This is a genomic window from Mesorhizobium sp. L103C119B0, assembly GCF_000502235.1.
In the GTDB taxonomy this organism is placed as follows: domain Bacteria; phylum Pseudomonadota; class Alphaproteobacteria; order Rhizobiales; family Rhizobiaceae; genus Mesorhizobium.
This window is the reverse complement of record NZ_AYXE01000010.1, coordinates 136,519-148,018: the sequence shown is the minus strand read 5'-3', so window position 1 is coordinate 148,018 and position 11,500 is coordinate 136,519. Positions and strand designations below refer to the sequence as shown.

The 11,500-nt window shown below is 64.3% G+C and carries 14 protein-coding genes; 4 read left to right on the top strand and 10 right to left on the bottom strand.

Annotated features, from left to right (window positions below):
- Positions 1 to 23 precede the first annotated feature (23 nt).
- Entirely contained in the window at positions 24 to 980 is a 957-nt protein-coding gene (locus X728_RS148310) for an SDR family oxidoreductase (RefSeq protein WP_023832033.1), read from the bottom strand.
- Positions 981 to 1,075: 95 nt separating this feature from the next.
- Here X728_RS148310 and X728_RS148315 point away from each other — a divergent pair, with 95 nt between their 5' ends.
- The gene (locus X728_RS148315; RefSeq protein WP_023832032.1) at positions 1,076 to 1,984 is read left to right on the top strand and encodes a LysR family transcriptional regulator; all 909 of its coding nucleotides are present in this window, start codon (positions 1,076 to 1,078) and stop codon (positions 1,982 to 1,984) included.
- Here X728_RS148315 and X728_RS148320 read toward each other — a convergent pair.
- The 3 genes from X728_RS148320 to X728_RS148330 all read right to left on the bottom strand — a co-directional run bounded on the left by X728_RS148320 (position 1,948) and on the right by X728_RS148330 (position 4,394).
- Entirely contained in the window at positions 1,948 to 3,123 is a 1,176-nt protein-coding gene (locus tag X728_RS148320) for an MFS transporter (protein ID WP_023832031.1), read from the bottom strand. The genes X728_RS148315 and X728_RS148320 overlap by 37 nt on opposite strands.
- A gap of 152 nt (positions 3,124 to 3,275) precedes the next feature.
- Positions 3,276 to 3,584, bottom strand: coding sequence for a DUF1244 domain-containing protein (locus tag X728_RS148325; protein WP_023832030.1), 309 nt, complete (start codon positions 3,582 to 3,584; stop codon positions 3,276 to 3,278).
- 12 nt (positions 3,585 to 3,596) lie between these two features.
- Positions 3,597 to 4,394 carry an N-formylglutamate amidohydrolase gene (locus X728_RS148330; protein WP_023832029.1) on the bottom strand — a complete coding sequence of 266 codons (798 nt, stop codon included), beginning with the start codon at positions 4,392 to 4,394 and terminating at the stop codon, positions 3,597 to 3,599.
- A gap of 246 nt (positions 4,395 to 4,640) precedes the next feature.
- Here X728_RS148330 and X728_RS148335 point away from each other — a divergent pair, with 246 nt between their 5' ends.
- Both X728_RS148335 and pyk read left to right on the top strand, forming a co-directional pair.
- Positions 4,641 to 5,129, top strand: a complete 489-nt coding sequence (locus tag X728_RS148335; protein ID WP_023832028.1) for a DUF1036 domain-containing protein — start codon at positions 4,641 to 4,643, stop codon at positions 5,127 to 5,129.
- On the top strand, positions 5,126 to 6,571 hold the full coding sequence (pyk, locus tag X728_RS148340; RefSeq protein ID WP_023673117.1) for a pyruvate kinase: 1,446 nt from the start codon (positions 5,126 to 5,128) through the stop codon (positions 6,569 to 6,571). The genes X728_RS148335 and pyk overlap by 4 nt, the downstream gene beginning before the upstream one ends.
- A gap of 8 nt (positions 6,572 to 6,579) precedes the next feature.
- Here the strand turns inward: pyk and X728_RS148345 are convergent, their stop codons facing one another.
- From X728_RS148345 to ykgO, 4 genes are all read right to left on the bottom strand, one after another.
- A complete protein-coding gene (locus X728_RS148345) occupies positions 6,580 to 7,119 on the bottom strand; it encodes a hypothetical protein (protein ID WP_023706262.1) in 540 nt (179 codons plus the stop codon).
- A 7-nt stretch (positions 7,120 to 7,126) separates the two neighbouring features.
- Positions 7,127 to 8,191, bottom strand: coding sequence for an alpha/beta hydrolase (locus tag X728_RS148350; protein ID WP_023706263.1), 1,065 nt, complete (start codon positions 8,189 to 8,191; stop codon positions 7,127 to 7,129).
- Between the two features lie 193 nt (positions 8,192 to 8,384).
- Positions 8,385 to 8,966, bottom strand: coding sequence for a hypothetical protein (locus tag X728_RS148355; protein WP_023706264.1), 582 nt, complete (start codon positions 8,964 to 8,966; stop codon positions 8,385 to 8,387).
- A 113-nt stretch (positions 8,967 to 9,079) separates the two neighbouring features.
- Entirely contained in the window at positions 9,080 to 9,205 is a 126-nt protein-coding gene (gene ykgO / locus X728_RS148360; RefSeq protein WP_006327841.1) for a type B 50S ribosomal protein L36, read from the bottom strand.
- A 242-nt stretch (positions 9,206 to 9,447) separates the two neighbouring features.
- Between ykgO and X728_RS148365 the strand changes: the two genes are divergently transcribed.
- The gene (locus X728_RS148365; RefSeq protein WP_023702777.1) at positions 9,448 to 9,876 is read left to right on the top strand and encodes a lysozyme inhibitor LprI family protein; all 429 of its coding nucleotides are present in this window, start codon (positions 9,448 to 9,450) and stop codon (positions 9,874 to 9,876) included.
- 38 nt (positions 9,877 to 9,914) lie between these two features.
- Here the strand turns inward: X728_RS148365 and X728_RS148370 are convergent, their stop codons facing one another.
- Both X728_RS148370 and purE read right to left on the bottom strand, forming a co-directional pair.
- Positions 9,915 to 10,991: a 5-(carboxyamino)imidazole ribonucleotide synthase gene (locus tag X728_RS148370; RefSeq protein WP_023832027.1), complete on the bottom strand. Its 1,077-nt coding sequence runs from the start codon at positions 10,989 to 10,991 to the stop codon at positions 9,915 to 9,917.
- Positions 10,988 to 11,485, bottom strand: a complete 498-nt coding sequence (purE, locus tag X728_RS148375; protein WP_023730826.1) for a 5-(carboxyamino)imidazole ribonucleotide mutase — start codon at positions 11,483 to 11,485, stop codon at positions 10,988 to 10,990. The genes X728_RS148370 and purE overlap by 4 nt, the downstream gene beginning before the upstream one ends.
- Between the last annotated feature and the right edge of the window lie 15 nt (positions 11,486 to 11,500).

Below are 11,500 nucleotides of genomic sequence, written 5' to 3'. Positions count from 1 at the left end.
GCACACTTCTGGGCGACATGCATTTAAGCGGCGTCTTTTGCATTGTCGAGGCTGATGCCGATGTCCTTCAATGCCTCGGCCACGGCCTCGTCCAGCGGCGTGTGCGGGACTTCGCCGATGATGCTTGCCAGCCGGTCGGACACGAGCCGGTGCGGTTCGAAGCGCAGATAGGACATCGAGACGATCTCGCGCCACATCGCCACGAACGGGCTGCCGGCGCGCAGCACCCACCAAGGCATGAAGGTCAGTTTCAGCGGACGGCCCAGCGCCTTCTCGGCGGCGGCCTTTATGTCCATGTCGGTGACGGCGTGGCCGGGGAAGTTGAGCGCCTCAAAGAAGCCGAGCTTGCCCTGATTGCGCGCCAGGCCGACGAAGCCGATGGCGAAGTCCGGCAAATAGGCCCATTCGTGCACGAGGTTGGCAGGGCCAGGCGCTGTGTAGACGCCCTTGTTCATCTTGGCGGCGACGACGAGGTCGAACCATGATCCGCTGCCGGTGCCGCCGAAGAAATCGCCGGCGCGCAGGATGATGGTGCGGACGCGACCGGCATCGGCCTCGCGGCGAAACAGCGCTTCCATGGCGGAGCGGATGCGGCCCTTCTCGGTGGTCGGACGAAATGGCGTGTCTTCGGTGACCACCTCAGGCATCGGCGAGCCGTAATTGTAGACAGTGCCGGGGAAAAGATGCAGCGCGCCATTGGCATGGCAGGCGGCCATGACGTTCTCCGCCATCGGCAGGCATTTGCCCCAGTCGGTGTAGATCGGGTTGAGACCGTTGAAGACGATGTCGACACCCTGCGTGGCGCGGATCAGCGCCTCGCGGTCGAGCGCATCGCCGGCGACGGCGGTGGCGCCCTTGAGTTCGGCTGGGACCTTGCCGCTGCGGGTGACGGCGCGGACGTCGAAACCGGCGTCGATGAAGGCTTTCCCAACCACGCGGCCGAGCCGGCCATTGGCGCCTAGAATTGCGATCTTGGTCATTTTTCTTCTCCGTGTCTGTGTTTGCACGGCGAATATGATGCGTTCATACGCGAATGAAAATTGACTATGGATGCAGATTTGTTATTCATAAATGAATGGAAGACATCGACTGGAACCTGATCAAGAGTTTCGTCACCGTGGCGGAGACCGGCAGCCTGTCGGCCGCAGCGCGCAAACTGTCGGCCAGCCAACCGACGCTCGGGCGTCACATCGGTGAGCTCGAACAGGCGTTGGGCGTCACCTTGTTCCGGCGCGGGCGGCGCGGCTATGCGCTGACGGAAGCAGGCGCCACGCTGTTCGAACGCGGCAAGGCCGTGAGCGAGCAGGCGAGCGCGTTCTCACTATTGGCATTGGGCTCGGTCGAGGCGATCGAAGGCACGGTGCGCATTGCCGCCAGCGAGGTGGTGGCGGCCTATGTGCTGCCGAGGATGACGGCGCGGCTCGGCATCGAGGAATCCGGCATCGAGGTCGAGATCGTCGCCTCGAACCAGGTCGAGAACCTGCTGCGAAGGGATGCCGATATCGCCATCCGCATGGTCAAGCCGGCGCAGAACGAGCTGACGGCGCGCAAGGTCTGCGATATCAAGCTCTGCTGCTGCGCGGCGAAATCCTATCTCGACCAGCACGGCCGCCCGCTCAAGCCCGCCGATCTTCTCGACCATCCGCTGATCGGCTTCGACCGCAGCGACGAGATGATCCGGGGCTTTACCCAGGCCGGCATCCCCGTCACCCGAAGCAGCTTCCGCTTCAGGGCCGACAACCAGATCGTGCTGTGGGAAGCGCTGCGGGCGGGAAACGGCGTCGGTCTTGGCCAGGAGCCGCTGACGGACAGCGACCCGTCGCTGGAGAAACTGCTGCCCGGCCTGCCACTGCCCAGCCTGCCGGTGTGGCTGGCCATGCATCGCGACGTGCGCACCAGCGTGCGCATCCGCCGCGTCGCGGATTTCCTCTATGAGGAGCTGAAGCGCTATTCGGCGGGGGCGGCCGCGAATTCGGCGCGGTGAGCGAGCCCGGCCATCAAAAGCACGACGATCAACAGCCCCGACATGGCGACGAAGATCGGCCCGAAGCTGGAATGCTCGGCGACGAAGCCGATCGCCGACGGCGCCACCAATATGCCGGAATAGCCCATGGTGGTGACGACGCTCATGCCGGTGCCCGACGACATGCCTTCCTGGTTGCCGCCGGCCGAGAAGATGATCGGCACCATATTGGCGATGCCGAAGCCGCACAGGGCAAAAGCCGCGATGGCGATCCAGGGCGAAGGCGACAGGCCGGCGACCAGCATGCCGGCGGCGGCGACCACCGCCGAGCCGCGCAGCGTCGCCACCGCGCCGAAGCGGTTGCGCACGCCGTCGCCGAAAAAGCGCATGACAGCCATGACGCCGGAGAAGGCGGCGTAGGCAAGGCCGGCGATGGCGAGGTCGGCGCCGAGCTCCTGCCGGAGATAAAGCGCTGCCCAGTCGAGCACGGCGCCCTCGGAAATCATCGTCAGCAGCGCCATCAGCCCGACAAGATAGACCAGCGGGTTGGCCGGCAGCGTTAATCTGTGATGCTCGGCGGCCTGCGGCTTGTCCTCGGCGATGAGGTAGCCGACCGCCACGGCAATGACGGCAAAAGCTATGACCGTGACCACAGCCGCATGGGCGAGGTGGCCGTAAGTCTGGATGGCGTAACCGCCCAGACCGCCACCGGCGAAACCGCCGAGGCTCCAGAAGCCGTGCGAGGACGACATGATGGCGCGGGACAGCCGGCGCTCGACCACCACCGCATTGGCGTTCATCGCGACATCCATGCCGCCGATCGAGCCGCCGAAGATGATCATGGCGATCGCCGCCAGCGGCACGTTGGGCGCCAGCGCCACGATCAGCAGGCCGAGGCTGCCGCAAAGGCCGAACCAGCGCAACACGGTGCGCGAGCCATGCCTGGAGATCAGATGGCCGCACCAGCTCATGGCCGCGACCGCGCCGACGCCGAACAGAAGGATCAGCAGACCGAGGGTGAATTTCGAGATGTCGAGCCGGGTCAGGAACACCGGAATCTGCGGCGCCCAGCTGCCGGTGAGGAATCCGTTGGCGAGGAAGATCGCGGCTACGGCCCATCGCCCGCGAATGGCGCTCTGCATGGTGTCTTGCGCGTCCATGGTTCGAATCCGGTCAAGGAATGGCTTTGCGCGGCAAATTAGATCGATTCAATTTCTCGTCAAGCGCTTGGCTGCGAAAAGCTTGTGGGCCACATCTAAGGGGAAACCGTTAGGCGCTGTCCCGCCGACGTCAATCTGAACCGCGCGCTACTTCAGCGATCCCTCGGCCGTCTTGCCTCGAACTCCGCTTTCTTGGCGTCCGAAGCCTCGGTCTGGTTCAGCGCCTGCCATTGCGCATAGGGCATGCCGTAGACGATTTCGCGCGACTGATCCTTGCCGAGATCGACGCCCTCAGCCTCGGCCGCTTCGCGATACCAGTTCGACAGGCAGTTGCGGCAGAAGCCGGCGAGGTTCATCAGGTCGATGTTTTGCACATCGCTGCGCTCGCGCAGATGATCGACCAGCCGGCGGAAGGCCGCGGCCTCGAAATCGCGTTTCTGGTCATCGCTGAGTTCGGTCATTGCCTTGGATCCTCACAGCGGCCCGGTGCGCGAGCCGAACATCTTCACCTGATGTATATCGGGACGGCGGTCGATGGCGTCAACGATCGGCGCCAGCCGTTGCGCCCAGGCCAGCGCCCCGTTGCTGTCTGATATCAGGTCCTGGCGGATCTCGATCAGCGCATGGGCAAAGCCGTTGACGATGGCGTGCTTGAACATGGTGTCGCCGCGCAACGCGCCGTCATAGGGTTCATTGTCGCCAACGACGAGGTTTTTATCCTGCGCCAGCATGTCGATCAGCGGCCGCGCCACGCGGTCGTCGAGGTCCCACAATATGCCGACATGCCAAGGGCGGATGAAGCCCTGCATGACAGGGGTGAAGGAGTGTACGGAGAAGATGAACGGCGCTTTGCCTGAGGCGTGCGCCACCGACGCGATCATGGCGCCGACCGCGTCCTGATAGGGCCGGTAGAAGCCGTCGAGCCGCCTTTCGCGTTCGGCCGGCGCCATAGGGTAGTTTCCCGGCACGACAGTGCCGTCATAGAGCTGGCGGATCAGCGTCGGGTCGTCCTCGCCGCGATTGGGATCGATCAGCAGCCGCGAAAAATTGGCAATCACCGCCGGCACGTCGAGCGCTGCCGCCAGTTCGCGCGTCACCGTCTCGACACCGATGTCGTAGGCGATATGGCGATCGAGTTCCGCCGCCGGCAGGCCTAGACTGCCATACTCCTCCGGCAGGTCGCGGCGGGCATGGTCAGCGACAAGCACGATGCCTCGCTTGCGGTCGCCTTCGACCATATCGAAAGGCGCAAAAACTGTGGATCGGGTCATTGGCTGGAAAGGTCTGTTCGCTGGCTTCCGGGGAGGGTGGTATCGTCATTCCCACGAAGAGGACTGTTGCGCAATGCCGTTGTTTGGCCACGGTTTCTGCGAAAATCCTGTGACGCGCGGCAGATCGCGTGTCGGGGGCCTTTCTAAATCGATTGGAATTGGACAGAACGGCGCGTTGACATGCGCCCGGACTTTTCCGAAAAGGGGCGTTGAGAGATGCAGATGACGTTATTGAGGGGTTTCGGGATGGGTTCCGCCGGCAGGCCGCGTGCGTGCACCGCCTTTGCCGTGCCGCTCCTGACCCTGACGCTAGGGCTCACCGCGCTGGTCGCGGCCTCGCCTGCCCGCGCCGATTTCCGCGTCTGCAACGCCACGCAGAACCTGGTCGGCGTCGGCATCGGCTACCGCGCCAAGGCAGGCTGGATCACCGAGGGGTGGTGGCACATCGAAGGATCGAGCTGCAAGACGCTGATCGAAGGTCCGCTGTCATCGAGGTTTTACTATCTTTATGCAGAAGACGCCGAGCGCGGCGGGCGCTGGGATGGCCCGATCAACATGTGCGTGGCCGAAAAAGAATTCAAGATTGCCGGCGTTACCGATTGCGTCGCCCGGGGCTTCCAGCGCGCCGGATTCCAGGAATATGACACGGGCGAGCAGGCAAGCTGGATGGTCCAGCTGACCGATGAGTCCACAACGGGAGGCGCTCCAGCCGCCCCGGGAACAAACAGTCAATGAGACGTAGCCGCAAGGTCAAGATCCTCGCCACCATCGGTCCTGCCTCCTCGTCCGAGGAGATGCTGCAGAAGCTGTTCGAAGCCGGCGCCGATGTCTTCCGCATCAATATGAGCCACACCGATCACGAGTTGATGCGCACGCTGGTCGGCCGCATCCGCGCGGTCGAGGAGAAAGTTGGCCGTCCGATCGGCATCCTGGCCGATTTGCAGGGACCGAAGCTGCGCGTCGGCAAGTTCGCCAACGGCAAGGAGGTTCTGACGCCGGGCCAGACCTTCACCCTCGACAACAATCCCGAGCCCGGCACGTCGACCCGGGTCTACCTGCCGCATCCCGAAATCCTGAGCTCGGTCGAGGCCGGCCACCGTCTGTTGATCGATGACGGCAAGCTGGAGCTCAGGGCGGTGAAGAGCGACGGCAAGTCTATCACCTGCACCGTCGTCGCCGGCACCACCATTTCCGACAAGAAGGGCGTCAGCCTGCCCGACACCGACCTGCCGGTCGGTGCGCTGACCGAAAAGGACCGCAAGGACCTCGATGCGGTGCTGGCGGAAAGCGTCGACTGGGTGGCGCTGTCCTTCGTGCAGCGGCCGGAGGATTTGGCGGAAGCCCGCAAGATCGCGCGCGGCCGGGCACTGATCATGGCCAAGATTGAAAAGCCGCAGGCCGTCGCCCGGCTGGCCGAAATCATCGAACTCTCCGACGCGCTGATGGTCGCCCGCGGCGATCTCGGTGTGGAAATGCCGCTGGAAGCGGTGCCCGGCATCCAGAAGCAGATCACGCGCGCCGCGCGCCGCGCCGGCAAGCCGGTGGTGGTCGCCACGCAGATGCTGGAATCGATGATCACCGCGCCGGTGCCGACCCGCGCCGAGGTGTCCGACGTGTCGATCGCCGTGTTCGAGGGCGCCGACGCCATCATGCTTTCAGCCGAATCCGCTGCCGGCGCCTATCCGGTCGAGGCGGTGGCGATGATGAACCGCATCGCCACCAAGGTCGAAACCGACCCGACCTATGCCGGCATCATCAACGCGCAGCGCTCGGAACCGGAAGCAACCGGCGCCGACGCCATTTCGCTCGCCGCCCGCGAGATTGCCGAGACTCTGAAACTGTCGGCGATCATAACCTATACGGCGTCGGGCACCACGGGCCTGCGCGCCGCGCGCGAGCGGCCGCAAGTGCCGATCATCGCGCTGTCGCCGATCCTCAACACGGCGCGGCGGCTGTCGCTCTTGTGGGGCACGCATTGCGTCGTCTCGCCCGACGCCAGCGACCTCGACGACATGGTCGACCGCGCCTGCCGCATCGCTTTCGAAGAGGGGTTCGGTCAGCCGGGCGACCGCGTCATCATCACGGCGGGCGTGCCGCTGAGGACGCCGGGTTCGACCAACATGCTGCGCATCGCCTATGTCGGGTCGGACGTGCAGGCCACCCGCAACATAGGTTGACAGAGGCTTCAACTCATCACAGTTCGCAGCGCTCTTGCCGCACCTTCGGCGTGATCGATACGCTGAAGGAAGCGGTGTGCGCGAGGGATTGGGTCATAGAGATACTGATCCGGGCCGCGCATCTTTCGCCGGTTGAGGTCGGCGGTGTCGNGTGCGCGAGGGATTGGGTCATAGAGATACTGATCCGGGCCGCGCATCTTTCGCCGGTTGAGGTCGGCGGTGTCGAGCAGGTCGAAATCGACCCTTTCCAGCGTGCAGTGCCAGCCTGCGCTATGCGAAGCCCATCCCCTTCCGTGGTGCTGCAGAAGCCGCTCTCGGCTGGAATAGCCGTGATAGTCGAAGGCGATCACGCCGTTCGTCATGTAGATATGGTTGCCGTAGAAATCCTCGCCCGGAATGATCCGTTCGCCGTAGAATCCGTCCAGGGGAGGATGGCTGAGGAAGGTGCCCGCAAGGATGTGGCAGGCGCCGTAGCCGAAGAAGATGCTATCCGGTAGCGCCCAGAACGCTTCGGGGTTTTTCTTGATTCCGTACTTCAGGACATACATGCGGCCGTCACGTCGGGGCGAGTTGCGCGTCGGGCACCGTAATGTCGGGGCACTGTGCATCGTTGTACGCATCGCCGGCGATGCGTGCTTCCACGGTTTTTGCCATTGCCTGCAGGTCGACGACCTTGCCGGCGACTTTCTCGATCGCGCCGACGACGAGGTCGGAGGCGATCCAATCCGGCTTGTGGCCGAGATTGTGGACCCAGATCAGTTCGGCGCCGGGGATGTCCCTGACCAGGCCGACCGAATGGATCGAGGCATAGACCACCTTGTCGCGGTCGCCCGAGATGACGATGGTCGGCGCTGTGATGTCGCGGTAATGCGGCGCGGCCTTCAGCGTATAGTCGTAGAGGCCGGCGACATCGATGGCGTTGGCGCGGAAAGCGCCGGGACGCAGCACCAGCGGAATCGAGGCATTGCCGACATAGCCTTCCGGCACCTTGTTGGGAGAAAACACGCAGGCCGTGGCGCCGTCCATCTGCAGCGTGCCTGCCGGATAGGTCAATGTCTCCGAGAACAGCCAGCCGATGATGGGGGTGGCGGTCAGCTTGTAGTACCAGGCGGTCGCGCCGCCCGGCCAGGGGTGGCTGACCGGCGACAGAAAGACCAGCCCGAGCGTCTTCTCCGGGTGTTCGCGGCCAAAGGCGGCGGTGATCACGCCGCCAAACGAATGGCCGACGATGATCGCCTTGTGGATGCCGAGACGGTCCATCAGCCTGGCGATGGTGTCGGCCTGCCCCGACGGGCTCTCATTGCCGGGGCCGCGCGCCGACCAGCCGAAGCCCGGCCGGTCGAGGAAGACCATCTCGGCGCGGCCTTCGAGCAAAGGCCTGATCGGCAGCATCTGATCCCTGAGGTTGGCGCTGGCGCCATGGATGAAGACGATCGCCGGCAGCTCGGCATTTTGAGGCGCCGGTACGTGGACATAGTGGATGCGGGTGGCGTCGATGTCGGCAAATTCGCCGGCCGGCGGGTTCCGCCACTCGATCAGCCACGTGCCGGCGCGGGTGACACCGGCCAGGGCAAAGACGAGCGCGAGGAGCAAAGCACAGGCGGCGTAAATGAGGTTCATGCGCGGAGATACGGGGGTGGAGGGGGATAAGTTCTAGGGAGTAGGGAGTAGGGAGTAGGGAGTAGGGAGTAGGGAGTAGGGAGTAGGGAGTAGGGAGTAGGGAGTAGGGAGTAGGGAGTAGGGAGTAGGGAGGTGGCGTCTCGACCAATCTTCTCTACTGACTACTCACTAATCCCTAATTCCTACTGCCTAATCAAATTCCTTCGCCGGCAAGCTCTTCCGAAATTGCCGCGACCTGGTCCTGGGCGCTGCGCATCATCGGATAGATGGTAAGCACCTTCTGCCAGGCTTCGAGCGCCGATTGCTTGTGGCCGGTGGCGGCCATGATCTGGGCCAGGCCGGAAAGCGCGCCGAAATGGCGTGGTTCAAGCTGCAGCGTCTGGTCGATGTCGGACATCGATTTCCCGAAATTCTTCATCATGTAATGGACGGTGGCGCGCCGGTTCCAGCCTTCGGCATATTTTGGCTGAAGGATGACGACCTGGTCGAGGAAGTCGAGGGCGACGTCGAACTTCTGGTCGTCAATCGCCTTTTGCGACCATTGCATCATCAGGTCGATCGAGGCGCTGCCGGACTGGAACCATTCGCCCCAGATGCGCCCGGCGATGCGCTCGGCCGCCTTTTCGTTGCGCTCGCGCTTCAGCTCGGCAAACAGTTGGTCGAGCCTGGCTTCCCTGGTCAGGGCAACCGGCGGCTTTGCCGGCGGATCGTCCGCCGACGCCGGAGTGACGCCGAAAAGAAAGAGGGTGGCCAAAAATGCAAAAAGAATCCGCATCGCCGGAATCTAACCCCGGACGGCGGATCGTCAAACTGAAATTAGCGTGAAAGTGCCTGGAACCAGGCAATTACCATCGTATGGACGGAGGCAACGAGCCTCCGGCCGAACACTCAGCCCTGGCGCGCCTTGTAGCGTGGAGCGGTCTTGTTGATGATGTAGACGCGGCCCTTGCGGCGAACCAGCTGGTTGTCGCGGTGACGCGCCTTCAGCGCCTTGAGCGAATTCTTGATCTTCATGGTCTTGCCCGTCGGTCTGGGCCCTGTCCGGGCCGAATTATTAAGGCGCGCCTGAAAAGCGCGCCTTTGAACTTGCGGTGGCTCATAAACGAGGAGCCTTGCCCGTGTCAACCGCAAGCGTGCTGGATAGAGGCCGAGAATGGCTTTGGCCATCAAATATCCGCCATCTCGGCTCCACGCCATTGCGCGGCCGAAGGCGGGCTGGAATGGTGCGGCACCCGCAAGCCGATTTGGAGACCTCCATGCGCCTGTTGTTTGTGTCCGCGAGCCTTGCCGTTCTGGCAGCCGCCTCCATCGCGCAGGCGCAGGAATGCGACCGCAACGACGACAGCCAGCAGATGATGAACATCTGCGCCGGCGAGGACTATCGGGCCGCCGATGCCAAGCTCAACCAGGCCTACAAGGATCTCGTCGGTCGCAACGACGACAAGGGCAGGAAGCTGCTGCAGGTCGCGCAACGCGCCTGGATCGCCTTCCGCGACGCCGAATGCGCCTATACGACGACAGACAGCGAGGGCGGCTCCATCCATCCGATGGAGGTTTCACAATGCCTGACCGAACTGACGGACCAGCGCATCAAACAGCTCACCGCGGGCGCCAATTGTAGGGAAGGCGATGCGAGTTGCGCCAGCCCCGACGAGGACGGAGATCTGAACGACGAGCTGCAATAGGGCTCGAGCCACGCCCTCGCGCAAAGTGCCGGAATGGCTTAGCTACGGCGGCTGATGCGCGTGAAATGGCCCATCTTGCGGCCTGGGCGCGCTTCCGCCTTGCCGTAGAGATGCAGCATCAGATCGGGCTCGGCGAGCAAAGCGGGTACGCGCAGCACATCGTCGCCGATCAGGTTTTCCATGACGCAGTTTGAATGCCGGCCAGGGTTGCCCAGCGGCAGGCCGGCAATGGCGCGGATATGCTGCTCGAATTGCGAAACGATGCAGGCGGCTTCCGTCCAGTGGCCGGAATTGTGCACGCGCGGCGCCATTTCGTTGGCCAGCAGCGTGCCATCGGCAAGAACGAAGAACTCGACGCCGATGACGCCGACATAGTCGAGGGCCGACAGGATTTTCGCTGCCGACCCCTGTGCCGTCGCCGCCGTCTCCAGCCTGATCTTGGCCGGCAGGGTCGAGGTATGCAGGATGCCGTCGCGGTGGACGTTCTCAGCCGGATCGTAGGCGGCGACCGCGCCGTCCAACCCGCGCGCGGCGATGACCGAGATTTCGCGCTCGAAAGCGACGAAGGATTCGAGGATCAGCGGCACATTGCCCATGGTCTCGCATGTGCCGGCAAAGCCGCCCGTCTCCATGTTGCGGAAGACGCGCTGGCCCTTGCCGTCATAGCCCATGCGGCGGGTTTTCAAGATGCCGCTGCCACCGAACTCTCTCAGCGCCGCCGTCAGCTCGTCGTCATTGTCGACGGAGCGGAAATCCGCTGTCCTGATGCCGATGCCGTTCAGGAATAGCTTCTCCGCCACCCGGTCCTGGGCGACTTCCAGCGCCCTGGGTGGCGGATAGACCGGGACCTTGGCGGCGAGCGCGCCGGCAGCCGCTACCGGCACATTCTCGAATTCGTAGGTGACGACGGCGCTGACTGCCGCCAGTTCGGCAAGGGCGTCCGCATCGTCATAGGCGGCGGTGATCTGGCGGTTGGCGACCTGAGCCGCCGGGCAATCGGCCTGCGGTTCGAGGATAATTGTGCGGTAGCCGAGGCGCGCTGCGGCAACAGCCAGCATGCGGCCGAGCTGGCCGCCGCCGATGATGCCGATGCTCGATCCCGCGGGCAGGCTCACGGCGCGTCCGTCGGTTCGGTGGCGACCCTGGCGGTTTGGGCGGTGCGCCAGGCATCCAGGCGGGCGGCAAGTTCTTCGTCGTTCAGCGCCAGCACGGCGGCCGCCAGAAGGGCGGCGTTGGCCGCACCCGCCTTGCCGATGGCAAGCGTGCCGACCGGAATGCCGGCCGGCATCTGGACGATGGAGAGCAGCGAATCCTGGCCTGACAGCGCCTTCGATTCGACCGGCACGCCGAACACCGGCAGCGGCGTCAGAGCCGCCGTCATGCCGGGCAGGTGGGCGGCGCCGCCGGCCCCGGCGATGATCACCTTGTAGCCGGCCGCCTTGGCGCCTTTGGCGAAATCATAGAGGCGGTCCGGGGTGCGGTGGGCGGAGACGATCAGCCGCTTGTGCGGAATGCTCAGCGCCTCCAGCGTTTCGGCGGCGTGGCGCATCGTCGCCCAGTCGGACTGGCTGCCCATGATGATGGCGACGTCGGCGCGGTGGTCGGTCAAGCGCATGCTCCCGGC

Coding starts and splice junctions, on each gene's coding strand:
- X728_RS148310 (WP_023832033.1), bottom strand. CDS start 980: ATGACCAAGATCGCAATTCTAGGCGCCAATGGCCGGCTCGGCCGCGTG.
- X728_RS148315 (WP_023832032.1), top strand. CDS start 1,076: ATGGAAGACATCGACTGGAACCTGATCAAGAGTTTCGTCACCGTGGCG.
- X728_RS148320 (WP_023832031.1), bottom strand. CDS start 3,123: ATGGACGCGCAAGACACCATGCAGAGCGCCATTCGCGGGCGATGGGCC.
- X728_RS148325 (WP_023832030.1), bottom strand. CDS start 3,584: ATGACCGAACTCAGCGATGACCAGAAACGCGATTTCGAGGCCGCGGCC.
- X728_RS148330 (WP_023832029.1), bottom strand. CDS start 4,394: ATGACCCGATCCACAGTTTTTGCGCCTTTCGATATGGTCGAAGGCGAC.
- X728_RS148335 (WP_023832028.1), top strand. CDS start 4,641: ATGGGTTCCGCCGGCAGGCCGCGTGCGTGCACCGCCTTTGCCGTGCCG.
- pyk (WP_023673117.1), top strand. CDS start 5,126: ATGAGACGTAGCCGCAAGGTCAAGATCCTCGCCACCATCGGTCCTGCC.
- X728_RS148350 (WP_023706263.1), bottom strand. CDS start 8,191: ATGAACCTCATTTACGCCGCCTGTGCTTTGCTCCTCGCGCTCGTCTTT.
- X728_RS148355 (WP_023706264.1), bottom strand. CDS start 8,966: ATGCGGATTCTTTTTGCATTTTTGGCCACCCTCTTTCTTTTCGGCGTC.
- ykgO (WP_006327841.1), bottom strand. CDS start 9,205: ATGAAGATCAAGAATTCGCTCAAGGCGCTGAAGGCGCGTCACCGCGAC.
- X728_RS148365 (WP_023702777.1), top strand. CDS start 9,448: ATGCGCCTGTTGTTTGTGTCCGCGAGCCTTGCCGTTCTGGCAGCCGCC.